Genomic DNA, 23,569 nt, shown 5'->3' on the forward strand with positions numbered 1-23,569 from the left:
TGGGGCCGTCCTGGCGTGCCGGGTGGGCGCTTCCCGATCACCGGGGGGGTGTGCGAAACCACTGAAAACAAGGGGAAAATGCAGGTCGGGCTGGTGAGGAAGTGTCCAGTTGCCCGGTTTCCGGCGGACGATTGGCATGCGGCGGAGCGACGCAGGGATAACGCGGTCCATGCGAGGGTGGCCGTTCATCACCGCCACGCAGGAGCAGCATATGGGAATCTCGCGACACGCCACCGCGCACTGGGAAGGCGATCTGAAGTCGGGCAAGGGACTGTTGAGCACGCCGCAGAGTGGGCTGCTGGACAAGACCCGCTACGGCTTCAACAGCCGTTTTGGCGACGAGAAAGGGACCAATCCGGAAGAACTGATCGCCGCCGCGCATGCCGGCTGTTTCACCATGGCGCTGTCGGCCAAGCTGGGCGAAGCGGGCTTCACCCCGACCTCGCTGGACACCGAAGCCAAGGTCGACCTGTCGCTGGAAGGCGGCCCGCAGCTGTCGCAGATCCGGCTGAAGGTGAAGGCAGTGGTGCCGGGCATCGACGCCGCACAGTTCCGTGCCATCGCCGATGACGCCAAGCAGAACTGCCCGGTGTCCAAGGCGCTGAGCGCAGTGCCGATCAGCCTGGAAGCCGAGCTGGGCTGAGAATTCGCGGGCCGGGAGGGTTGCGGTAGTGCCGGCCGCTGGCCGGCAACCGCATGATGTCAAGGTCCAGGTAACAGCCGGCCAGCGGCCGGCTCTACCAATCAATGGTGCCGGCAATCACCGTCTGCACCTGGCCCCCCGACCAGACCTCGCCGTCTTCATCGACCCGCAGGGTCAGGCGCGCATCGTGGCCGACTTCGCGGCCCTGGCTGACTTCGAACGGTGCGCGGCCATGCGGAAGTGCATCGCGCAGGTCCAGCCATGCCGCCAGCACCGCGTTGGCGGCACCCGAGGCCGCGTCCTCGAAGCGACGGCCGTTGCCGACGAAGGCGCGCACGGCCAGATCGAATCCCTCGTTGCCATCGCTGAACGCATAAGCGAACACGCCCATGCTGTCGGTGGATTCGGCCAGCGCGGCCACCGCATCCCACTCCGGATGCAGGGCGCGCAACGCGGCTTCATCGGCCACCTGCACCACCCACCAGCTGCGCCCGCCCTGCATGCGGGCCGGCGGCAGCGTGCCCAGCGGCCAGCCCTTCAGCGCGGCCTGCAGGCGGGGATCGCTGGCCACGGTGGTCTCGGCCAGCTGTGCCCGCGGGGTACGGATGGCGATGCGCTGCTGCGCGCCTTCGCCGCTGACGCGCAGGGGCAGGGCGCCCGCGATGCCGTCCTGCACCAGCACGCCGTCGACCGGCGCTGCCAGGCCTGCCTGCAGCACCGCATGCGCGGTACCGACGCTGGGATGGCCGGCGAACGGCACTTCCTTCTGCGGGCTGAACATGCGCAGCCGGTAGCTGGTGCCTGCCGCCTGCGCCGGAAACACGAAGGTGGTCTCGGGCAGGCGAGTCCAGCGTGCGATGGCCTGCATGCTGGCATCGTCGAGGCCTTCGGCATCGAGCACCACGGCCAACGGATTGCCGGCGCCGGCACGCGGGGAGAACACATCCAGCTGCAGGAAACGTCGTGCGGACATCAGGCAGGAACTCCAGTAAACAGGCGGCATAGGGTAGCGCGGCACACGAAAAAGGGGACGGAGGGAATCAAGTCGCTTGTGCCACAAACGACTTGATTCCCTCCGTCCCCTCTTTCGGCGTTACCAGCTGATCTGGCCGTCGATCACCGGCTGCACCTGGCCGCCGATCCACACCGTGCTGTCGGCATCCACGCGGACATGGACGCGGCCGTCGCGGCCGACTTCGCGGCCCTGGCTGGCGACATAGGCGCCGCTGCCGCCGGGCAGCACGACGCGCTCGCGCAACCAAGCACCGATCAGCGCATTGGCGCTGCCGGTGACCGGGTCCTCGGGCACGTTCACCGCATCGCCGGGGCAGAACGCGCGCACGACGCGGGCATGGTCCGTTGCGGCTTCGTCGGCGAATACCGCGACGCCGGTTGCGCCAGTGGCATTGGTCCAGTCGCGCAGGGCGGCCATGTCCGGGGCCAGTCCGCGCACGGCGGCGGCGTCGCGCAGCGGCAGCAGCCACCAGCGCGGGCCGTTGTCCCACAGTTCGGGCGCATGCCCGGCGGCTGCCAGCGCCAACAGCGGCCCGGGCACCTGGCCCGGGTCGGTCGGCAGGCGCTGTGCCGGCGGGCTGGCCAGTTCGATGGTCGGCGCCGCGGCCGCGCCACTCACCCGCACCGGCAGCAGGCCGGCCGCGCATTGCTGGACCAGCGCGCCGCCGTCGCGCGGCGTTGCCAGGCCGCAGGTGACTGCAGCCCAGGCCGCGCCCACGCTGGGGTGGCCGGCGAATGGCAGTTCGCTGTTCGGGGTGAAGATGCGGATGTGGTAGTCGGCGCCGGGGGCGCTGGGCGGCAGGAAGAACACCGTCTCGGACAGGTTCAGCCAGGCGGCAAGGGCCTGCATGCGGGCGCTGGAGAGCCCATCGGCGCCCAGCACCACGCCCAGCGGATTGCCGCTGCCGGGGTGGGGGGCGAAGACATCGAGCTGCAGGTAGCGGAAGGCGGCCATCGGCGGGTCCATTGGGCTTAGAATCGAAGGTTCCGCCCCCTCGGGCGGCTCCCCCACATTACACATAGCCTATCCATGTCAGCTTCCCCCCTTGTCGATCGTTGGATCGTACTGAAGTTCGGCGGCACCTCGGTGTCGCGTCGCCACCGCTGGGACACGATCGGGAAGCTGGCGAAAAAACGTGCGGAAGAAACCGGTTCGCGCGTGCTGGTGGTGGTCTCGGCGCTGTCCGGGGTCACCAACGAACTGACCGCGATCGCCGACGGTGCGCCGGACAGCCGCGACCGCGTGGCGGCACTGGTCGAGCGCCACGAGGGCTTCCTGGTCGAGCTGGGCCTGGGCCGCGAGGTGCTGGCCGAGCGCCTGGCCGCGCTGCAGGGCCTGCTGGATGATCCGCGTGCGGCCACCCGCCCGCTGGACTGGCAGGCCGACGTGCTGGGCCAGGGCGAGCTGCTGTCCTCCACGCTGGGCGCGGCCTATCTGCACGCCTCGGGCCTGGACATGGGCTGGATGGATGCCCGCCAGTGGCTGGACGCGATGCCGCCGCAGCCGAACCAGAGCGACTGGTCGCAGCGGCTGTCGGTGAACTGCCAGTGGCGCGCGGACGCAGACTGGATGCAGCGCTTCCGCGCGCAGCCGACCCGCCTGCTGATCACCCAGGGCTTCATCTCGCGGCATGCCGACGGCGGTACCGCCATTCTCGGTCGCGGTGGCTCGGACACCTCGGCGGCGTACTTCGGCGCGTTGCTCGGCGCCAGCCGCGTGGAAATCTGGACCGACGTGCCGGGCATGTTCAGCGCCAACCCCAAGGATGTGCCGGACGCGCGCCTGCTGACCCGCCTGGACTATTACGAAGCACAGGAAATCGCCACCACCGGCGCCAAGGTGCTGCACCCGCGCTCGATCAAGCCGTGCCGTGACGCCGGCGTGCCGATGGCCATCCTCGATACCGAGCGCCCGCAGCTGCCGGGTACCAGCATCGATGGCAGTGCGGCTCCGGTGCCGGGCGTGAAGGCGATCAGCCGCCGCAACGGCATCGTGCTGGTGTCGATGGAAGGCATCGGCATGTGGCAGCAGGTCGGCTTCCTGGCCGATGTGTTCGGCCTGTTCAAGAAGCATGGCCTGTCGGTGGACCTGATCGGTTCGGCCGAGACCAACGTCACCGTATCGCTGGACCCGTCCGAGAACCTGGTCAACACCGATGTGCTGGCCGCGCTGTCGGCCGACCTGTCGCAGATCTGCAAGGTGAAGGTGATCGTGCCGTGCGCGGCCATCACCCTGGTCGGCCGTGGCATGCGTTCGCTGCTGCACAAGCTGTCGGACGTGTGGGCCACGTTCGGCCGCGAGCGCGTTCACATGATCTCGCAGTCGTCCAACGACCTGAACCTGACCTTCGTCATCGACGAAGCCGATGCCGATGGCCTGCTGCCGATCCTGCATGCCGAGCTGATCGACAGCGGCGCGATGCCGGTGGAAGAGACCGAAGTGTTCGGCCCGCGCTGGCGCGAGATCGCCGGCACCGTGCGCCCGCGTGGCACGCCGTGGTGGCGCGGCCAGCGTGCGCACCTGCTGCAGCTGGCCGATGCCGGTACGCCGCGCTACGTCTACCACCTGCCGACGGTGCGCGCCCGCGCCCGCGCGCTGGCCGCGATCAAGCCGATCGACCAGCGCTACTACGCGATCAAGGCCAACAGCCACCCGACCATCCTGCAGCTGCTGGAGGCGGAAGGCTTCGGCCTGGAATGTGTCTCGCACGGCGAGTTGAAGCATGTGTTCCAGCACCTGCCGGAGCTGTCGCCCAAGCGCGTGCTGTTCACCCCCAGCTTCTGCCCGCGCAGCGAGTACGAAGCGGCGTTTGCGCTGGGCGTGACCGTCACCGTCGACAACGTTGAAGCACTGCAGCGCTGGCCGGACCTGTTCCGCAACCGCGAGCTGTGGCTGCGCGTCGATCTCGGCCGTGGTGAAGGCCACCATGCCAAGGTCCGTACCGGCGGCAAGGATTCCAAGTTCGGCCTGCCGATGGCGCGCGTGGATGAGTTCGTGCGCACCGCCACCGACCTGGGTACCCGCGTGGTCGGCCTGCACGCGCACCTGGGCAGCGGCGTGGAAACCGCGCAGCACTGGCGCCTGATGTGCGATGAGCTGGCCGGTTTCGCCCGCCGCATCGGCAGCGTGCAGACCATCGACATCGGTGGCGGCCTGCCGATTCCGTACAGCGACGAAGACGAGCCGTTCGACCTGGATGCCTGGGCCGAGGGCCTGGCCGAAGTGAAGGCGCTGCACCCGGCGTTCCGCCTGGCGATCGAGCCGGGCCGCTACCTGGTGGCCGAATCGGGCGTACTGCTGACCCATGCCACCCAGGTGGTGGAAAAGGACGGCGTGCGCCGCGTCGGCCTGGATGCCGGCATGAACACCCTGATGCGCCCGGCGCTGTATGACGCCTGGCATGACATCGAGAACCTCAGCCGCCAGGGCGGCTATGCCGAGGCGGCGTTCGATGTGGTCGGCCCGATCTGCGAATCCAGCGATGTGTTCGGCAAGCGCCGCAAGCTGCCGGTGTCCACTGCGCCGGACGATGTGATGCTGATCGCCGACGCCGGTGCCTATGGCTATGTGATGTCCAACACCTACAACCAGCGGGCGATGCCGCGCGAAGACGTGATCGAGTGATCACCACCCGCGCCCTGCACCCGCCCACCGACACGCCCCGCGCCCGCGCGCGGGTCCGTGCCTGACCGGAAACACCATGACTGCTTTCGACAAACACCAGGTTTCCCGCTTCCGCTTCGTCCGCTGCGAATTCGCCGCGGATACCGGCGTGGCCAAGCTGGTTTACGCCTTCGATGACGGCCCGGAGATGGTGGAAACCATTACCGTGCCCGGCGCCCCGTTCGTACTGGACGACGCGCGTGCCGCCGCGGTGCAGCGCGCACTGCAGCTGCTGCACCTGATTGCCGGTGTCAGCTACTACAAGGCGGGCGTGCCGGAAACGGTCAGCATCGACAGCTATGCCATCGATGCCGATACCGCAGCGCTGGTGGAGACGGTCTACCTCAACGGCCTGGGCGAGTTCGCCTACCGCAACGGCCTGAACCTGCGCGGGCGCTTCCGCCTGCCGGTGCAGGGCGAAGCGGTGCAGGCGCCGGTGCTGGGCCTGCAGCCGCATGCGCTGGTGGCCATCGGCGGCGGCAAGGATTCGCTGGTGAGCATCGAAGCGCTGCGCCGTGCCGGCGTGGACGAGACGGTGACCTGGATCGGTGGTTCGCAGCTGATCCGCGCCTGCGCCGAGCGCACCGGCCTGCCGACCCTCAATCTGGGCCGCGCGCTGGCGCCGGAACTGTTCGAACTCAACCGCCAGGGCGCCTGGAACGGCCATATCCCGGTCACCGCGGTGAACTCGGCGATCATGGTGCTGGCCGCGCTGCTGCAGGGCGTGGACCAGGTGGTGTTCTCCAACGAGCGTTCGGCCAGCTACGGCAGCCAGATTCCGGGCACCGGCGAAGTGAACCACCAGTGGTCCAAGGGCTGGGCGTTCGAGCAGGCGTTCGGCAGCCACGTGCAGAAGCACGTCGCTGCGGACCTGCACTACTACTCGCTGCTGCGGCCGATGTCGGAGCTGGCGGTGGCCCGCCAGTTCGCCAAGACCGATTTCTACGACGCGCACTTCTCCAGCTGCAACCGCAACTTCCACATCCTCGGCGAGCGCCCGGTGAACCGCTGGTGCGGCGTCTGCCCGAAGTGCCACTTCGTGTTCCTGGCGCTGGCCCCCTTCATGCCCAAGACACGCCTGGTGCGCATCTTCGGCCGCAACCTGCTGGATGATGCCGAGCAGGCCGGTGGCTTCGACGCGCTGCTGGAATTCCAGGACCACAAGCCGTTCGAGTGCGTGGGCGAAGGCCGCGAATCGCGTGCGGCGATGGCGACGCTGGCGCAGCGCCCGGAATGGAAGGAAGACGTGCTGGTGAAGCGCTTCTGCAACGAGATCCAGCCGCAGCTGGACGCCGCCGAACTGGCACTGGCGCCGCTGCTGCAGCTGCAGGGCGAGCATCGTGTCCCGGCTGCGCTGTGGGAACGGGTGCGTGAAGATTTCGAAGCTTGAGGGAAAGCGCGTTGCGCTGTGGGGCTGGGGCCGTGAGGGCCGTGCGGCTTTCGCGGTGCTGCGCGAGCGGCTGCCGTCGCTGCCGCTGAGCCTGTTCTGTCCGGCTGCTGAAGCCGAGGCCGCGCGGACGGAAACGCAGGGCGCGCTGGACGTGCGTGGTGAGCCTTCGGCCGAAGCGCTGGCGGCGTTCGATGTGGTGATCAAGTCGCCCGGCATCAGCCCTTACCAGCCGATTGCGCTGGCGGCGGCGGAGCAGGGCACGTCTTTCATCGGCGGCACCGCGCTGTGGTTTGCCGAACACGCGGCCGACGACGGCATCGTGCACGACACCGTGTGCGTGACCGGCACCAAGGGCAAGAGCACCACCACCGCGCTGGTCGCGCACCTGCTGCGCGCGGCGGGGCATCGCACCGGCCTGGTCGGCAACATCGGCCTGCCGCTGCTGGAAGTGCTGGACCCGCAGCCGGCGCCCGAGTACTGGGCCGTCGAGCTGTCCAGCTACCAGACCGGCGAAGTGGCGCGCAGTGGCGCCCATCCGCAGGTGGCGGTGGTGCTGAATCTGTTCCCGGAGCATCTGGACTGGCACGGCAGCGAGCAGCGTTACATCGAAGACAAGCTGCGGCTGGTCACCGAAGCCGCGCCGCGCATCGCCGTGCTCAATGCCGCCGATCCGCACCTGGCCGCGCTGTCGCTGCCCGACAGCGAGGTGGTCTGGTTCAACCAGCCGCAGGGCTGGCACATGCGCGGCGATGTCGTGCACCGGGGCGAGCAGGCCGTGTTTGATACCCGCAACACGCCACTGCCGGGCCGCCACAACCGCGGCAACCTGTGCGCGGTGCTGGCCGCGCTGGAAGCGCTGGGTCTCGACGCCGTGGCGCTGGCACCGGCGGTGCAGGATTTCCGCCCGCTGCCGAACCGCCTGCAGCGCATCGGTGCGGCCGATGGCCTGACCTACGTCAACGATTCGATCAGCACCACGCCGCATGCCAGCCTGGCGGCGCTGGAATGCTTTGCCGGCCAGCGCATCGCGCTGCTGGTGGGCGGACACGACCGTGGCCTGGACTGGACCGATTTCATGCAGCACATGGCGCATGACGTGCCGCCGGTGGAAATCGTGACCATGGGCAGCAACGGCCCGCGCATCCACGCGATGCTGCAACCGCTGGCCCATACCGGTCGCTTCGGCCTGCACGCGGCCGCTGATCTGCCGGAGGCGATGGCGCTGGCACGCACGGCGCTGGGCGAGCAGGGCGGCGTGGTGTTGCTGTCGCCGGGCGCACCGAGCTTCGGCGCCTACCGCGATTATGTGGCGCGTGGCCGCCATTTCGCCGAACTGGCCGGCTTCGATCCGGACACCATCAGCGCGATTCCGGGCCTGGGCATCGCTTGAAGGTAGTGCCGGCCGCTGGCCGGCAACCTCCGCAGAAATTCATCCACGCATGGCGTGGATCTACTGTTCGTCTTCGATGAACGCGTAGTCGCCGTCGATCAGCTGTTGCAGGTACGCATCGAAGCTGGGCGCGATCACCGCGTAGCTGTCCGGGTCGTGCAGGTAGCGCACCACCTGGCCCACGCAGCCACCCGGCGCGGGATCGAAATCCAGGTACAGCATCGAGGTGCCGCCGTTGTTCATGCAGTGCGAGAAGCACAGGCGGCGACTCATCGGCAGGTCGGCATCGATGCCATCGCCGAGGATTTCCGGCTCGTCATCCAGCCATTCCTCGTAGATCGAGCGGATGCTGTCGTCCCACTGCTGCTGGTCTTCGAAGATCTGTGCGACTGAGCGCAGGTAGTACGGATAGCCGCCGTCTTCCACGTCCGAGCCGAGCATCAGTACACAGACCTCGCCACCGGGGTAGTCGCGGAAGTGGGTGCCATCCACGCGCGACAGCAGTACCACCAGGCTGTCCGGCACCTGTGGCCATTGCGCGCGCAGGCGCTGCAGGTCGTCGGCGCTGGCGCCCCGGACATGGGCCCACTGGGGGGCGTCATCGGCAGCCAGGCGTGGGATCAGTCCGGACAGAAAGCGATCAGCAAGGTTCATGCAGAAAAAAGGGACGGAGGGGATTAAGTCGTATCCAACCACACCTGCGTCACGTCGCCAATGCAGAATGCGACGTGGGAGGGGTGAATACGGCTTAATCCCCTCCGTCCCCTTTTTTGCGGAGCAGGCGCATGAATCGTTGGCGATGCGGTGTGGCGGTGATGCTGGGGCTGGCGGCGATGCCGGCGTGGGCGGCGATGAAGACGCAGCCGGTGGAATGGAAGCACCAGGGTACGACCTTCAGTGGTGTGCTGGTCTATGACGATGGCGAGCACGACAAGCGCCCGGGCCTGGTGATGGTGCCGAACTGGAAAGGCGTGAACGAATCGGCGGTCGAGAAGGCCAAGCAGCTGGCCGGCGATGACTATGTGGTGCTGGTGGCCGATGTCTACGGCAAGGGCGTGCGGCCGAAGACCGATGCCGAGGCCGGCCCGGTGGCGACCAAGCTGCGCAACGACCGGCCCCTGCTGCGCGCACGCGCGTTGGAGGCGGTGAACGTGCTCAAGGCACAGGCCGGCAAGGTGCCGCTGGATGCCAGCCGGATCGGTGCGGTGGGCTTCTGCTTCGGGGGCACCACGGTGCTGGAGCTGGCCCGTGCCGGTGCGCCGCTGGCCGGCGTGGTCAGCCTGCACGGCGGATTGGGTTCGCCACTGCCGGCACAGGCCGGTGGCAGCCACCCGTCGGTGCTGGTGCTCAACGGCGCCGACGACACCAGCGTGACCGCCGAGGACATCGCCGGTTTCCAGAAGGAAATGAACGCCGCCAAGGTCGACTGGGAATTCACCAACTACAGCGGCGCGGTGCACTGCTTCGCCGAGCGCGATGCCAACAGCCCGCCGGGCTGCCAATACAACGAACGGGCGGCAAAGCGGGCGTGGAAGGCGCTGGATGAGTTCTTCGAGGAACGTTTCCTGTAAAGAAAGGCGTGCCGACCAACGGTCGGCACCCACCCACAGCGGCGCTAGGTGCCGACCGTTGGTCGGCACGCCTGCATCAATGCGAGCGCTGCACCGCGTAGCGTGCGAGGCCACGCAGCGCGGCAACCGCATCGTTGTCGGCCAGGCCATCGAGCGCGCGCTCGGCGGCTTCGGCGTATTCCTCGGCACGGCGGCGGCTGTACTCAAGGCCACCGGTAGCACGGATCGCGGCCAGCACTTCCGGCATCGCCGAGGCATCGCCGTCCTGCACGATCGCGCGCAGGCGCTCGCGGGTGGCGTCATCGGAGTGGGCCATGGCGTGGATCAGCGGCAGCGTCGCCTTGCCTTCGGCCAGGTCATCACCGAGGTTCTTGCCCAGTTCGTCGGCGTTGGCCGAGTAGTCCAGCACGTCGTCGGCGATCTGGAAGGCGTAGCCCAGGTGCATGCCATAGTCGAACAGGGCCTGCTGGGTCGCTTCGTCCACACCGCTGGCCAGCGCACCCAGGCGGGTGCCGGCAGCGAACAGCACCGCGGTCTTGCGCTCGATCACGCGCAGGTAGGCGGCTTCGTCGGTATCTGGGTTGTGCACGTGCAGCAGCTGCAGCACTTCACCCTCGGCAATGCGGTTGGTGGCATCGGCCAGGATCTGCATCACCGGCATGCGCTCCAGTTCAACCATCAGCTGGAAGCTGCGCGAGTACAGGAAGTCGCCGACCAGCACGCTCGGCGCGTTGCCCCACAGTGCGTTGGCGGTGCTGCGGCCACGGCGCAGGTTGGATTCGTCCACCACGTCGTCATGCAGCAGGGTGGAGGTGTGGATGAACTCGATGATCGCCGCCAGCTGGTGGTGGTCCGGGCCAGCGTGGCCGACAGCGTGGCCGGCCAGCATCACCAGCATCGGGCGCAGGCGTTTGCCACCGGCGGAAATGATGTGGTCGGCGATCTGGTTGATCAGCACGACGTCCGAGGACAGGCGGCGCCGGATCAGGGCGTCGACGGCGGCCATGTCGGCCGCGGCAAGCGACTGGATCTGGGGCAGGCCCAGGGCGGGACGGGTGTCTTCGGTGATGGTCATGCGATCAGGCTTTCAGGCTCACCGCCGATTATAGGCGCTGGCTGTGAATTCGGGCGCAAACCGGGGCGGACGGCAGGCCTGGGCCGGCCCGGCCGGCTGCCTGCGTGAATACGTATGCAGGTTGCGCCATGCCGTGGAGGCCACCGCTAAGCTTGCCGGAACAGGATTTCGGCCCGCTTCCGGCGGGTCACGCATGCCCGGAGGGGGGCTGTCGATGTCGCACTATCCATGGTGGCGCGGAGCCGTCATCTACCAGATCTACCCGCGCAGCTACCTCGATGCCAACGGCGATGGGGTCGGCGACCTGCCAGGCATCATCGAGCGCCTGGACCACATCGCCACGCTGGGCGTGGACGCGATCTGGATCTCGCCGTTCTTCAAGTCGCCGATGGCCGATTTCGGCTATGACATCGCCGACTACCGCGACGTCGATCCGCTGTTCGGCCGCCTGGACGACTTCGATCGCCTGCTGGCCAAGGCCCATGGCCTGGGCTTGAAGGTGATGATCGACCAGGTGCTCAGCCACACCTCGCTCGAGCATGCCTGGTTCCGCGAGAGCCGCCAGGACCGCACCAATCCCAAGGCCGACTGGTACGTGTGGGCCGACCCGCGCGAGGACGGCACCCCGCCCAACAACTGGCTGTCGCTGTTCGGTGGCGGCGCCTGGCAGTGGGAGCCGCGCCGCGAGCAGTACTACCTGCACAACTTCCTGGTCGACCAGCCGGACCTGAACTTCCACAACCCGGACGTGCAGCAGGCCACCCTGGACAACGTGCGGTTCTGGCTCGACCGCGGCGTGGACGGCTTCCGCCTGGACGCCATCAACTTCTGCTTCCACGACGCGCAGCTGCGCGACAACCCGCCCAAGCCTGCCGACAAGCGGGTGGGCCGCGGCTTCAGCCCGGACAACCCGTACGCCTATCAGTACCACTACTTCAACAACACCCAGCCGGAGAACCTGCCGTTGCTGGAGCGCCTGCGCGCGCTGCTGGACGCGTACCCGGGCGCGGTCAGCCTGGGCGAGATCTCTTCGGAGGACTCGCTGGCGACCACCGCCGAGTACACCCGCGACGGCCGCCTGCACATGGGTTACAGCTTCGAGCTGCTGGTGGACGACTACAGCGCGGCCTACATCCGCGACACGGTCTCGCGCCTGGAAGCGGCGATGACCGAAGGCTGGCCGTGCTGGGCGGTTTCGAATCACGACGTGGAACGGGCGGTCAGCCGCTGGGGCGGCCATCCGGCCGACCCGCGCCTGGCGCGGATGCTGGTGGCGATGCTGTGCTCGCTGCGTGGCTCGGTCTGCCTGTACCAGGGCGAGGAGCTGGGCCTGGCCGAGGCCGAGGTGCCGTTCGAGGCCCTGCAGGACCCCTACGGCATCACCTTCTGGCCCAACTTCAAGGGGCGTGATGGCTGCCGCACCCCGTTGCCCTGGACCGACGCGCCGCTGGCCGGTTTCACCTCGGGCCAGCCCTGGCTGCCGATCCCGGCCGAGCACCGCGCCGCGTCGGTGGCGGTGCAGGAGCGCGACCCGCACTCGGTGCTGGCCGCGTTCCGGGCCTTCCTGGCCTGGCGGCGTGGCCAGCCGGCGCTCCTGCACGGCAGCATCCGATTCATCGAAAGTGCCGAGCCAGTGCTGCTGTTCGAGCGTATGCTTGCAGATGAAACCCTCCTGCTGGCCTTCAACCTGTCGGCCGAGGCGGTGAGCCATCCGCTGCCGCCGGGCAACTGGCAGCAGGTGGCGGTGCCGGGTCCGGATGCGGGCACGGTGCAGGGCAATGAACTCCAGCTGCCGCCGCGTGCGGTGTATTGCGCCCGACGCAGCTGACCGTTTTCTCCGGTGGCGGTACTTGCGGGGACGGGGCCGAAGCGCCCCGTCCCTTTTTTGTGGGTGGGATTGCGGTGAAGGGCATCCACGCATGGCGTGGAGCTACCGATGGGGGCGTCGCTGGGTAGATCCACGCCATGCGTGGATAGGCCTTGCCGACCAACTGCCGGCACTCATATAAAAGAAAACCCGCTGCCTGCACAGCGGGTTTGCGGTCCTGCTCCCCTTGTGTTGCCGGCCAGCGGCCGGCACTACCTTGGCCAGGTCAGAACTTGTAGTTCACGCCGAGCATGTAGGTGCGGCCCCACTCGATGTACTCCAGCGGGCGGTCCTTGCTGCCGGCATAGGTGCGGTACGGCTCGTTGGTCAGGTTGCTGCCCTGCAGCAGCAGGGTCAGGCCACGCAGGGCGCTGCTGTCGCTGAAGGTATAGCTCACCTGCGCATCGGTCACGTTCTCGCCCACCACGTAGCGCAGGGTGCGGTTGCCGTTGAAGTTGCCGATTTCACCGATGAAGTCCGAACGGCGGCGCTGGCTCACGCGTGCTTCAAAGCCACTGCGCTCGTAGTAGGCGGTGAAGTTGTAGACACGCTTGGACAGGCCCGGCAGGCTGATCGGATCGGAACCCACGCTGGATGCGCTCTCCGGATCCAGAATGGTGATGTCGCTCTTGTTGAAGGTCGCGCTGGCCTGCACGCCGAAGCCGCGCAGGTTGTCGGTCAGCATGTCCAGCGGGAACGACGCGGTCAGTTCGAGGCCCTTCAACGTGCCGCCCTTGCCATTCTGCGGGGTCGAGAACGTGCCGACGGTCTGTACCGGCGCGATCATGCCCGGCGGTGGTACGTAGTTGCCAAGCAGCCCACTGAAGTCGTAGTTGTCCACCGACTGGGTGTAGACGTAGCTCTTCAGGTCCTTGTAGAAAATGGCCGCAGCCACGTAGGCCTTCTCGCCGAAGTACTTCTCGTAGGACAGGTCCAGTGCGGTGGCACGCCACGGGTCCAGCAGCGGATTACCGCCGCTGCCACCGGGGCGGCCGTTGCTGGTATCCACACCGAATTCCAGGCCGGCACGCATCTGGTCCACGCGCGGGCGCGCGACCTGCTTGGCGGCGGCGAAGCGCAGTGTCTGCTGGTGCGGGAACATGAAGGCCAGGTTCAAGCTCGGCAGCCAGTCGTTGTACTTGCGGCCTGCGGAGTAGGGCTGGATGTTGCTGCCCGCCGGCTGCGAGTTGTCCCAGTAGCGCGAGTCCGAGCTCTGGTCGGTGTGCTGCATCTGCACGCCGATGTTGCCGCGCACGCCCACTTCGCCGATGTCGGTGTTGATGTTCAGGCGCGCCCAGGCGGTGGTGATCTTTTCCTGTACCGTCCACGACTTGGGAATCAGGTAGTCCAGATTGTCGACCGGATTGAAGGTCATGTAGCGCCCCACCGCAGCCGGCACATTCCATGATGGGATGTAGCCGATGCCGGCGAAGCCGAGATTGACCGGGCGATACTGCAGGTCCGAGGCGATGTTGGCATCGCCCTGTGCACCGAGCAGGATGTTGCCTTCGGACTGCGTCTTCACCTTGCGGCGGTCGGCGTAGTTCACGCCGATGTCGATATCCGGGGCCCATGAGGCGATGGCATCGGGCAGCGCAATCGTCGCGGCCAGCTTGCCTCCCTTCAGGCGGTCTTCTACCTTCGGAACCTTGCCGTAGCCGGAACCGTAGATGGTGTTGGTCAGGAACAACGCATCCGGGTTGGAGTAGTTCAGGCCCGGGCTGATCTGCGAGAAACCGTTCTGGCGGATCGATACACCAACCGTATCCAGCTGCGGCATCGGGGTCAGCTGCAGGTTGTTTTCCAGGTTCAGCTCATCGCGCGTGGCCTTGGAGTAGTTCAGGTCGGCGACCAGCTTGACGCCGCTGAAGTTGAACTCGTTGTTCCAGCCGAACGCATCGATCTTGTCCTTGCGCTTGTTGTACATGCCACGTACCAGTGGGTACACGCCGCTGGCGGTGCCGCCGGTGAACGAGCCATTCGCGTTGATCTGCGGGTTGCTGATCAGCAGGCCAGGCAGGTAGTTGCCGTTGTAGTTGCTCAGGTTGAGCTCGAACTGGTTGGCGGTGTCAATCTGCTCGGCTTCGGTGTGGAACGCATCGAAGGTGCTGGTCCAGCTGTTGTTCGGCCGGAACTGGATCGTGGCCATCACGCCGTCACGCTTGTTGTTGCCGGTGCGGCGCAGCGCCTTGATGCCATCGGAGAAGTAGGTGCCTGCGGTAACGCCGGGGCGCTTGCCATCATTGGTGAATTGGGTGGTCCACGGCTCGTACAGGCCGACCTGGTTTTCCTGGATCGGCATGTCGCTGTGCGCGTAGCCGATGGCGATGCCCAGGGTCTTGTCCAGGAACTGGTCGATGTAGCTGGCGCTGAAGCGGTTGCCATACGGGTCGACGTTGGCGGCGCGGCCCAGCGAACTCTTCTGGTAGCGGCCACTGACTGCGATCACGCGTTCGCCGAAGCTGAGCGGGCGTGCGGTCTGCATGTCGATGGTGCCCGACAGGCCCTGGCCGACCAGCGCGGCATCCGGGGTCTTGTACACGGTCACGCCGTTGACCAGTTCGGACGGGTACTGGTCGAACTCGACGCCGCGGTTGTCGCCGGTGCTGACCACTTCACGGCCGTTGAGCAGGGTGGTGGCGAAGTCCGGTGACAGGCCGCGCACGCTGATCACCTGCGCACGGCCGGCCACGCGCTGGGCGGCCAGGCCGGGCAGGCGCGAAATGGATTCGGCGATGCTGACGTCGGGCAGCTTGCCGATGTCTTCGGCGGAGATCGCTTCGACCACCGAGGTGGCGTCCTGCTTGACCGCGATCGCGCTCTCGATGCCGCGGCGGATGCCGGTGACCTGCACCGTATCCAGGTTGGTGGCGGCGGTGCCGACCGGCGTGGTGGTGCTCTGCGTGGACTGTGCCGACGCCAGCGTCGGCGCCAGCACAACGGCCAGCGCGAGACTCAGCGCACTGCGCTTGTGGTTCAACATTTTCCCCTCCCAGGCAATGTTGCAGATCGATTCGTGAACGTCCCGGAGTGACCGTGGACGTGCGACGCGGTGGCCGCTGTCGTCGCCGCTATGGTAGGCAGCGCGTTCTTCGCGGGAATCACCCTGCATACGTATTCAATGGCGTTTGCAGGGGTGTAATCGCTTTCAGGCAGCACTTGCGGCAGTGCCGGCCGCTGGCCGGCAATCACGATCACCGGGTTGCCGGCCAGCGGCCGGCACTACCGGGGCATTCAAAGCGGAGTGAAGCGGATGGCCTGCCCACCCCCCGGTGCCAGCACCAGCGTCAGGGCATCGGCGCTGGTCACCTCGCGGGATTCGCGCACGAACGCGAACGGATTGGCGCGGAAGTCGGCGCCCTCGCCATCGCGGTAGATCTCGGCGCGGTAGCGTACGCCCGGCTCAAGGAATCCCAGCGACACCGGCAGCACGCGGCCGTGCTCGTCGGTGATGCTGCCGAGGAACCAGTCGCGGCTGTTGCGGTCGCGGCGCACGATCGTCACGTAGTCGCCCACTTCGCCATCAAGCACGCGGCTCTGCTCCCAGTCCACCGCCACGTCTTCGATGAAGCGGAACGCCTCGCGGTGCTGCAGGTAGTGCTCGGGCAGGTCGGCGGCCATCTGGATCGGGCTGTACAGCACCACGTACAGCGCCAGCTGCCGCGCCAGCGTGCTGGGAATGGCCTGGCCGTGGCGGCCCTTCAGGCTGAGGATGCCGGGGGTGTAGTCCATCGGCCCGGCCAGCATGCGGGTGAACACCAGGTTGACCTCATGCTCGGGTGGATTCGGAGGTTGGCCCCAGGCGTTGTACTCCATGCCGCGTGCGCCTTCGCGCGAGATCCAGTTCGGGTAGGTGCGGCGCAGGCCGGTGTCCTTGATCGGCTCATGCGGGTTCACCGACAGGCGCCGGCGCGCGGCCTCCTGCACCACCTTCAGGTGGTGGCGGGCCATGAACTGCCCGTCGTGCCACTCGCGCCACAGCGGGCCGCCGCTCGGATTGCGACGGTCAACCTGGCCGTCATCGCAGACATAGCCGGTCTTGAACTGGTCCACGCCCAGCCGTGCGTACAGGTCCAATGCGGCATCCAGCTGGTCTTCGTAGTGTTCGATGGCACAGCCGGTTTCGTGGTGCCCGATCAGGTGCACCCCCTTCTTCAGGCCATAGGCCGAGAGCGCCTCGATATCGAAGTCCGGCGTGGCACGGGTGAAGTCGAAGTCGTAGCCGTTGCCCACCCACATGCCATCCCAGCCGGGATTCCAGCCTTCCACCAGCACCCCACGGAAACCGTGCGCGGCGGCGAAGTCGATCACCTTCTTCGTTTTCGCGGTGGTGGCCGCGTGCTTCGGGCCGCTCGCCCAGCTCTCGTTGTCCAGGTGCATCGACCACCACACGCCCAGGTACTTGGCCGGTTTCACCCAGCTGACGTCGCCCAGCGCATTGGGTTCATTGAGGTTGAGGATCAGGTCCGATTCGACCAGCCCACCGGCACGGTCGGCGATCTGCAGCGTGCGCCACGGCGTGGCAAAGGGCAGGGCGCGGCGCACCTTCCAACCCTCGGCCGAGGGCGAAAGCTGCGCGCGCAGGCGCTGGCCCTCGGTGCGGCGCAGCCACATACCGGCGTAGTCGACCAGCGCCGCCTCATGGATCGCCACGTGCAGGCCGTCGCGGCTGCGCAGGGTCATCGGCGTATGCACCAGCGGCACCTGATTCAGCGGCGTGCGCTGGTACAGGTATTCGTAGTGGATCGGTTCGCCGGCCGGAATCCACCAGGCGGTCGATTCCGGCGCAATGGCGAACTCGGTCAGCTCGTCATCGATGATCGCCTCGCGCAGGCTCGGCTGCTCGGGGAACACGTAGCGGAAGCCCAGGCCATCGTCGTAGACGCGGAACACCACATCCAGCCGGCGCTTGCTGCCGCTGGTCTCGGCCAGCTGCACGGTCAGCTCGTTGAAGTGGTTGCGGGTGACCCGGCGTTCGCCCCAGGGTTGTTCCCAGCTGTCATCGACGCTGCGCCGCTGCTGGCCGAGTACGGTGAAATCACGGTCCAGGCGGCCGTCGCGCAGGGCGAAGCCGAGCTTCGAATCCTCCACCACGGTCTCGCCGAAACGCTCGACGCGGTAGCGGGCGGTGCCGCCGTCCAGTACCAGGCTGGCCTTGAGCACCTTGCCCGGCGATTCGACACTGACGGCCTGCGGCGCGGCCTGCGCCAACGCGGCCATTGCCAGCAACGCCAGGCCGAACACGAGCGCGAGCACGGGCCGTACAGCAGTGGGTGACATCGGCATTTCCCCTCCCAAGGCGCCGTTGGCAGACCCGGACCATAAGCCAGTGCGACAGGTGCGCTACCGCACGACGCCATGAATACGTATGCAGCCGGACGCAGCCGACAGCCCCGCGTCTACCATGGGGCCAAGGCACCTTGAGGGAGGAGCCGTGCCCGCCCGTCGGCAACGATGGTGCGGACCTACAACGCGTGCAGAGAGGGAGGGAGGCCGACGGGCGCAAGCCGGTCCGCCGCTTCGATGCTGAAGATCATTTGCCTGACCGCTGCCCTGGGGGCAGCGCTGGGTTCGACCGCGCAGGCGGCCGACCTGCAATTGGACGGCCGCCGGGCGCGCGCCGAAGCCGCTGCCGGCGGCAGCTTCGTGCTGCATGCGCCGAAGGGTGAAGTGCATATCGCGCCGATGCCGATGCGTAGCCAGACCGGCAGCGTGATGTTCGATGCGCTGTTCGCGCTGGCCCAACAGGAGATGGACCAGGATCGCGTGGATGCGATCCGCGATCCCGCATTCGACGAGGGCCGACCGGTACCGTGCGAATGCTTCCAGACCGGCGCGCGCTGGCCCTATGTGTGGACGCGCGATGTCAGCTTCGCCGCCGACCTGGCACTGGCACGGCTGGACCCGAAGCGCACCCGGCAATCACTGCAATTCAAGCTGTCGGCCGCGCGCGATGGGCATACGCCCGGCCTGTTCGTCGCGCAGGACACCGGGTCCGGCGGCAGCTGGCCGATCAGCAGCGACCGCGTGGTGTGGTTCCTGGCTGCACGTCATCTGCTGGACGATCCCGCGTTTGCCGACCAGGTCTGGCAGGCGCTGCAGGGCACGCTGGCGCAGGACCGCGCGATGGTGTTCGACGCGCAGATGGGCCTGTACCGTGGCGAGACCTCGTTCCTCGATTGGCGCGAGCAGACCTATCCGGAGTGGACGCGCGAGGACGTGCGCTTCATCGGTGATTCGTATGCACTGTCCACCAACGTGCTGCACTACCAGGCGCTGCGCCTGGCCGAGCGCCTGGCTGGCCAGCACGGCGATGCCCGCGCGGCGGACTACAAGGGGTGGGCCGATGCGTTGGCGAAGCAGATCGATGCGCGCTTCTGGCGCGAGGATATCGGCCAGTACATGAGCTACATCGGCGAAGCCGCGCACCCGGTGCCGTACGCCAAGGTCGATCTGCTGGGCCTGTCGCTCGGCATCCTCGCCGAGGTGTTGCCGGCCGAGCGCGCGCGGCGCGCGCTGGCGACGTACCCGATGGGGCCGGCCGGCAGCCCGGTGGTCTGGCCGCAGGAAGCGCAGCAGCCGATCTATCACAACCGCGCGATCTGGCCATTCGTCAGCGCCTACTCGCTGCGTGCCGCGCGCCAGCTGGACGATGCACCGCGCATTGCCGCCGAGATCCGATCGCTGATGCAGGGCGCGGCGCTGGCCGGTTCCAACATGGAGAACTACGAGCTGGTCAGCCAGGCCGTGCATGTCGATGAAGGCAAGCTCAGTGGCCCGGTGGTCAACTCCGAGCGCCAGCTGTGGTCGGTGGCCGGGTATCTGTCGATGGTGATCGAGGGCGTGTTCGGCGTGCAGGACGATGGCCGCATGCAACCCAAGCTGCCGGCGGTACTGGTGCCGGAGTTGTTCGGCGCACAGCGTCGCATCAGCCTGGAAGCCGGCGCCAAGCGCTACGTGCTGGAGCGCCCGGCGTCGCTGGGCGATGGCCTGCTGGTAGCCAGCAGCACGCAGACCCACGGCAACACGACCACGGTGCAGCTGGTGGCCGCACCGGCCGCGGCGGGAGGCCGCGGCATGACCGCCGACGCCAATGCCCGTGCGCCGGCCACGCCGCCTGCACCGCAGGCCACGCGCGCCGGCGCCGGCTGGATCGTGCCGGTGGCGGCCGATCAGCGGCTGTGGATGGACGGCAAGCAGGTCGCCGCCAGCAATGGCCAGGTGCGCGTCAGCGACGATGGCCTGCAACATTGCCTCAGCCTGACCCGGCGCGAGGGTGCGTTGGAATCACTGCACGGCCCGACGGTCTGCGTCGGTCCGCAGCAGCTGTTGCAGGGCGAGCAGCGCTGGCAGTTCACTTCGGCCAACGCCGGGCGGGTGCGCCTGCGCCTGCAGTACAGCAATCTGAACGGGCCGATCAACACCGGCGTCACCGCGGCGGTGAAGCAGCTGGTGCTGCACTGCCCGGGCCAGCCTATGCAGAAACAGACGGTCACGATGCCGCACAGCGTGGCCGTACAGGATTCGACCTCGGCTACGTTCACGGTACCCAGGGGGCAGTGCATGGTCACGCTTGAAGAGGGCTTCAACATGAGCGCGCTGCAGCACTTCGCGCACTACACCGGGGGCAAGGGCGGCCGCGAGGGCGTGCTCAACCAGGCCCAGGTGCAGGCGCTGAAGGTCGCCCAGGTGGCAACGGAAGAGGACGCACAATGAACCGTCCTGCCAAGCCACAGTTGTCGTTCTGGCAGATCTGGAACATGTGTTTCGGCTTCCTCGGCATCCAGTTCGGGTTCGCCCTGCAGAACGCCAATGCCAGCCGCATCTTCGAGACCCTGGGCGCGGACATGGACGCGGTACCCGGGCTGTGGATCGCAGCGCCGCTGACCGGCCTGCTGGTGCAGCCGGTGGTTGGCTACCTGTCCGACCGCACCTGGACGCGCTGGGGCCGCCGCCGTCCGTTCTTCATGATCGGTGCGGTGCTGACCACGCTGGCCCTGCTGGTGATGCCGAACTCGCCCACGCTGTGGATCGCCGCCGGCACACTGTGGGTGCTGGATGCTTCGATCAACGTATCGATGGAGCCGTTCCGCGCCTTCGTCGGTGACCAGCTGGCACCGCGGCAGCGGCCGGCGGGTTACGCGATGCAGAGTTTCTTCATCGGCGTCGGAGCCATTGTCGCCAGCTTCCTGCCGTTCATCCTGGCCCACTTCGGCGTGGCCAATACGGCCGTCGCTGGTGAAGTGCCGGATACGGTGCGCTATGCGTTCTACTTCGGCGCAGTGGTGCTGCTGGCGGCGATCACCTGGACGGTGGTCAGCACCCGCGAGTATTCGCCGGCGGAACTGACCGGCTTCGAGGATGCCGAGCCACCGGCGCACCATGCCAGCACTGCAGTCACCGGGCCCGCACCGTGGGGCCAGATGGCCTTGTGGCTGGGAACAGGCGTGCTGCTGGCGCTGCTGATCGCCTGGCGCCAGGGCGACAAGATGCTGTACGTGCTGGCCGGCCTGTGTGCCGGCTACGGGCTGCTGCTGGCACTGGTGCGCGCGTTGCCGGGCACGCACATGCTGGCGGCCATCGTCGGCGACCTGCGCGCGATGCCGGTGACCATGCGTCGGCTGGCGTGGGTGCAGTTCTTCTCGTGGTTCGCGTTGTTTGCGATGTGGATCTACACCACCGCCGCGGTGGCCGGTACCCACTTCGGTTCGACCGATCCGCAGTCGGTGGCCTACAACGAAGGCGCCAACTGGGTGGGCGTGCTGTTTGGTGCCTACAACGGTTTCGCCGCGCTGGCTGCGGTACTGATCCCGCCGATGGTGCGGATGATCGGCCTGCGCTGGAGCCACCTGGTCAATCTGTGGCTGGGCGGTGCCGGGCTGGTCTCGCTGATGTTCATCCGCGATCCACACTGGCTGCTGCTGTCGATGGTCGGCGTCGGCTTCGCCTGGGCATCGATCCTGTCGCTGCCCTATGCGTTGCTGTCCGACAGTGTGCCCGCGTCGAAGATGGGCGTGTACATGGGCATCTTCAATTTCTTCATCGTGATCCCGCAGCTGGTCGCGGCCAGTGCGCTCGGCTTTGCCCTGCGTACCTGGCTGGGTGGCCAGCCAATGCATGTGCTGGTGCTGGGTGGCTGCAGCCTGTTCGTCGCCGGCCTGTGCGTGCTGCGGGTCCCGTCCCGTCCGGAGGTGGTGTGATGCGTGGTGCGCTGTCTGTTGCTGTTTCCCTGGTGCTGCTGGCCGGCCATGCGGCGGCTGCGCCGCGCCCGGATTACGTGGGTACCACCGAGCCGTTCGCCAGCGATGCGGTGTACTTCGTGGTCACCGACCGTTTCGTCAACGGCGACCCGTCCAACGATCATCGCGACCAGGGCGGCAAGCATCGTACCTTCGATATCCCGGTGCCGTGCCCGGACAAGGTGGACGGCAACATCGGCTATCTCGGCGGTGATTTCCGCGGCGTGCTCGACAATGCGCAGTACATCCGCAATCTTGGCTTCGGCGCGGTGTGGATCACGCCGATCGTCGACAACCCCGATGAAGCCTTCACCGGCAGCAAGCCGATCAGCTGCACCAGCACGCTGACCGACCGTGGCAAGACCGGCTACCACGGCTACTGGGGCATCAACTTCTACAAACTTGATGAGCACCTCCCCAGCAAGGACCTGGATTTCGCCGGGCTGACCAAGGGCCTGCACGGCGCCGGCCTGAAGGTGGTGCTGGACATCGTCGGCAACCATGGCTCGCCGGCCTGGACCATGCCGACGCGGCAGCCGCAGTTCGGCCAGATCTTCGACAAGGACGGAAAGCTGATCGCCGACCACCAGAACCTGCCGCCGCAGAAGCTGGACCCGAAGCACAATCCGCTGCATGCGTTCTACAACAGCATCGGCCCGGTCGACAGCAAGGACGGTTCGATCTTCGATGGCAATCTCGCCGAGCTGTCCGACTTCAACCAGGACAACCCGGCGGTGATGGACTACCTGGTCGGCGCCTACCTGCAGTGGACCGCGCAGGGCGTGGACGCGCTGCGCATCGACACCATCGGCTGGCTGCCGCATCCGTGGTGGCATGCCTTCGTCAAGCGCATCCGCGCCGAGCATCCTGGCATGTTCATGTTCGGCGAAGCGTTCGATTACGATGCCGCGCGCATTGCCGAGCACACCTGGCCGGCCAACGCCAATGTGAGCGTGCTGGACTTCCCGCTGCGCGGTGCCCTGGAACAGACCTTCGGCACCGCAGGAAAGGGCTTTGAGACCCTGGCCGAGCCGCTGCACCTGAGCGGTGGGCCGTACGCCAACCCGTACGAGCTGATGAGCTTCTACGACAACCATGACATGCCACGCCTGCAGGCCAGCGACACCGGCTTCATCGATGCGCACAACTGGCTGTTCACCGCGCGCGGCATCCCCGTGGTCTATTACGGTTCGGAAACCGGATTCATGCGCGGCCGCGCCGAGCATGCCGGCAACCGTGCCTACTTCGGCCAGCCGCGTGTGGACGCTGCGCCGCAGAGCCCGATCTTCGCGCCGCTGCAGCGCATCGCCCGGCTGCGTGAGGCCACCCCGGCGCTGCAGCGCGGCCTGCAGGTCAACGAGCGCCTGCAAGGCGACGAGGCGGTGTTCTTCCGGGTGCTGCAGCACGGCGATGTGGCACAGACTGCGCTGGTGCTGCTGAACAAGGGCGACCGGGCCAAGGCCTTCAGCGTGGCGCGCTTCGTTCAGGCCGGTCGCTGGCGCGATGCGCTGGACGGCGGCGAGCTGAAGGTGAAGGAGGCGCTGACGGCGGAAGTGCCGGCGCACGGGGTGAAGGTCTATGTGCTGGAGGCTGCCGTACAGCAGCCGGCGCTGCAGGTCGAGCTGGACAAGGCGATGGCCGACCAGCGGGCACGGGACCAGCGGCTGGGGCGGTAGTGCCGGCCGCTGGCCGCCCCCCGGATTCCTGGCGCCTGCC

The 23,569-nt window shown here is 67.5% G+C and carries 15 protein-coding genes; 9 read left to right on the forward strand and 6 right to left on the reverse strand.

Going from position 1 to position 23,569, the window contains the following annotated elements; translation table 11 throughout:
- Positions 1–211: 211 nt before the first annotated feature.
- The gene (locus K5L94_RS05335; protein ID WP_006423346.1) at positions 212–643 is read left to right on the forward strand and encodes an OsmC family protein; all 432 of its coding nucleotides are present in this window, start codon (positions 212–214) and stop codon (positions 641–643) included.
- 94 nt (positions 644–737) lie between these two features.
- Here the strand turns inward: K5L94_RS05335 and K5L94_RS05340 are convergent, their stop codons facing one another.
- Positions 738–1,616 carry a PhzF family phenazine biosynthesis protein gene (locus K5L94_RS05340; protein ID WP_197607532.1) on the reverse strand — a complete coding sequence of 293 codons (879 nt, stop codon included), beginning with the start codon at positions 1,614–1,616 and terminating at the stop codon, positions 738–740.
- A 120-nt stretch (positions 1,617–1,736) separates the two neighbouring features.
- Entirely contained in the window at positions 1,737–2,612 is an 876-nt protein-coding gene (locus K5L94_RS05345; RefSeq protein ID WP_053449046.1) for a PhzF family phenazine biosynthesis protein, read from the reverse strand.
- Positions 2,613–2,687: 75 nt separating this feature from the next.
- On the opposite strand from K5L94_RS05345, the gene K5L94_RS05350 reads away from it, so the two are divergent.
- From K5L94_RS05350 to murD, 3 genes are all read left to right on the forward strand, one after another.
- A complete protein-coding gene (locus K5L94_RS05350; RefSeq protein WP_274512120.1) occupies positions 2,688–5,282 on the forward strand; it encodes a bifunctional aspartate kinase/diaminopimelate decarboxylase in 2,595 nt (864 codons plus the stop codon).
- A gap of 76 nt (positions 5,283–5,358) precedes the next feature.
- Positions 5,359–6,711 carry a UDP-N-acetyl-alpha-D-muramoyl-L-alanyl-L-glutamate epimerase gene (murL, locus tag K5L94_RS05355; RefSeq protein WP_274512121.1) on the forward strand — a complete coding sequence of 451 codons (1,353 nt, stop codon included), beginning with the start codon at positions 5,359–5,361 and terminating at the stop codon, positions 6,709–6,711.
- Entirely contained in the window at positions 6,692–8,101 is a 1,410-nt protein-coding gene (murD, locus tag K5L94_RS05360; protein ID WP_274512122.1) for a UDP-N-acetylmuramoyl-L-alanine--D-glutamate ligase, read from the forward strand. Before murL ends, murD begins: the two co-directional genes overlap by 20 nt.
- Before the next feature lie 60 nt (positions 8,102–8,161).
- Here the strand turns inward: murD and K5L94_RS05365 are convergent, their stop codons facing one another.
- Complete coding sequence (locus K5L94_RS05365; protein ID WP_274512124.1) at positions 8,162–8,755, reverse strand: SMI1/KNR4 family protein; 594 nt, start codon at positions 8,753–8,755, stop codon at positions 8,162–8,164.
- Positions 8,756–8,886: 131 nt separating this feature from the next.
- Here K5L94_RS05365 and K5L94_RS05370 point away from each other — a divergent pair, with 131 nt between their 5' ends.
- Positions 8,887–9,672, forward strand: a complete 786-nt coding sequence (locus K5L94_RS05370; protein WP_164085632.1) for a dienelactone hydrolase family protein — start codon at positions 8,887–8,889, stop codon at positions 9,670–9,672.
- Positions 9,673–9,748: 76 nt separating this feature from the next.
- Here the strand turns inward: K5L94_RS05370 and K5L94_RS05375 are convergent, their stop codons facing one another.
- A complete protein-coding gene (locus tag K5L94_RS05375) occupies positions 9,749–10,747 on the reverse strand; it encodes a polyprenyl synthetase family protein (RefSeq protein ID WP_274512127.1) in 999 nt (332 codons plus the stop codon).
- Between the two features lie 214 nt (positions 10,748–10,961).
- On the opposite strand from K5L94_RS05375, the gene K5L94_RS05380 reads away from it, so the two are divergent.
- Positions 10,962–12,575, forward strand: a complete 1,614-nt coding sequence (locus K5L94_RS05380; RefSeq protein ID WP_274512128.1) for an alpha-glucosidase — start codon at positions 10,962–10,964, stop codon at positions 12,573–12,575.
- A gap of 265 nt (positions 12,576–12,840) precedes the next feature.
- On the opposite strand, the gene K5L94_RS05385 is transcribed toward K5L94_RS05380, so the two are convergent.
- Positions 12,841–15,597 carry a TonB-dependent receptor gene (locus tag K5L94_RS05385; RefSeq protein ID WP_274512130.1) on the reverse strand — a complete coding sequence of 919 codons (2,757 nt, stop codon included), beginning with the start codon at positions 15,595–15,597 and terminating at the stop codon, positions 12,841–12,843.
- Between the two features lie 251 nt (positions 15,598–15,848).
- Positions 15,849–17,900: a glycoside hydrolase family 97 protein gene (locus K5L94_RS05390; protein WP_274512131.1), complete on the reverse strand. Its 2,052-nt coding sequence runs from the start codon at positions 17,898–17,900 to the stop codon at positions 15,849–15,851.
- A gap of 237 nt (positions 17,901–18,137) precedes the next feature.
- Here K5L94_RS05390 and K5L94_RS05395 point away from each other — a divergent pair, with 237 nt between their 5' ends.
- From K5L94_RS05395 to K5L94_RS05405, 3 genes are read left to right on the forward strand one after another with little or no spacing between them, the layout of a single operon-like run.
- The gene (locus K5L94_RS05395) at positions 18,138–20,330 is read left to right on the forward strand and encodes a glucosidase family protein (RefSeq protein ID WP_053449054.1); all 2,193 of its coding nucleotides are present in this window, start codon (positions 18,138–18,140) and stop codon (positions 20,328–20,330) included.
- Complete coding sequence (locus K5L94_RS05400; RefSeq protein ID WP_053449055.1) at positions 20,327–21,814, forward strand: MFS transporter; 1,488 nt, start codon at positions 20,327–20,329, stop codon at positions 21,812–21,814. The genes K5L94_RS05395 and K5L94_RS05400 overlap by 4 nt, the downstream gene beginning before the upstream one ends.
- Positions 21,814–23,529: an alpha-amylase family glycosyl hydrolase gene (locus tag K5L94_RS05405; protein WP_274512134.1), complete on the forward strand. Its 1,716-nt coding sequence runs from the start codon at positions 21,814–21,816 to the stop codon at positions 23,527–23,529. Before K5L94_RS05400 ends, K5L94_RS05405 begins: the two co-directional genes overlap by 1 nt.
- Positions 23,530–23,569 lie beyond the last annotated feature (40 nt).

The organism is Stenotrophomonas forensis (genome assembly GCF_028752115.1).
In the GTDB taxonomy this organism is placed as follows: domain Bacteria; phylum Pseudomonadota; class Gammaproteobacteria; order Xanthomonadales; family Xanthomonadaceae; genus Stenotrophomonas; species Stenotrophomonas forensis.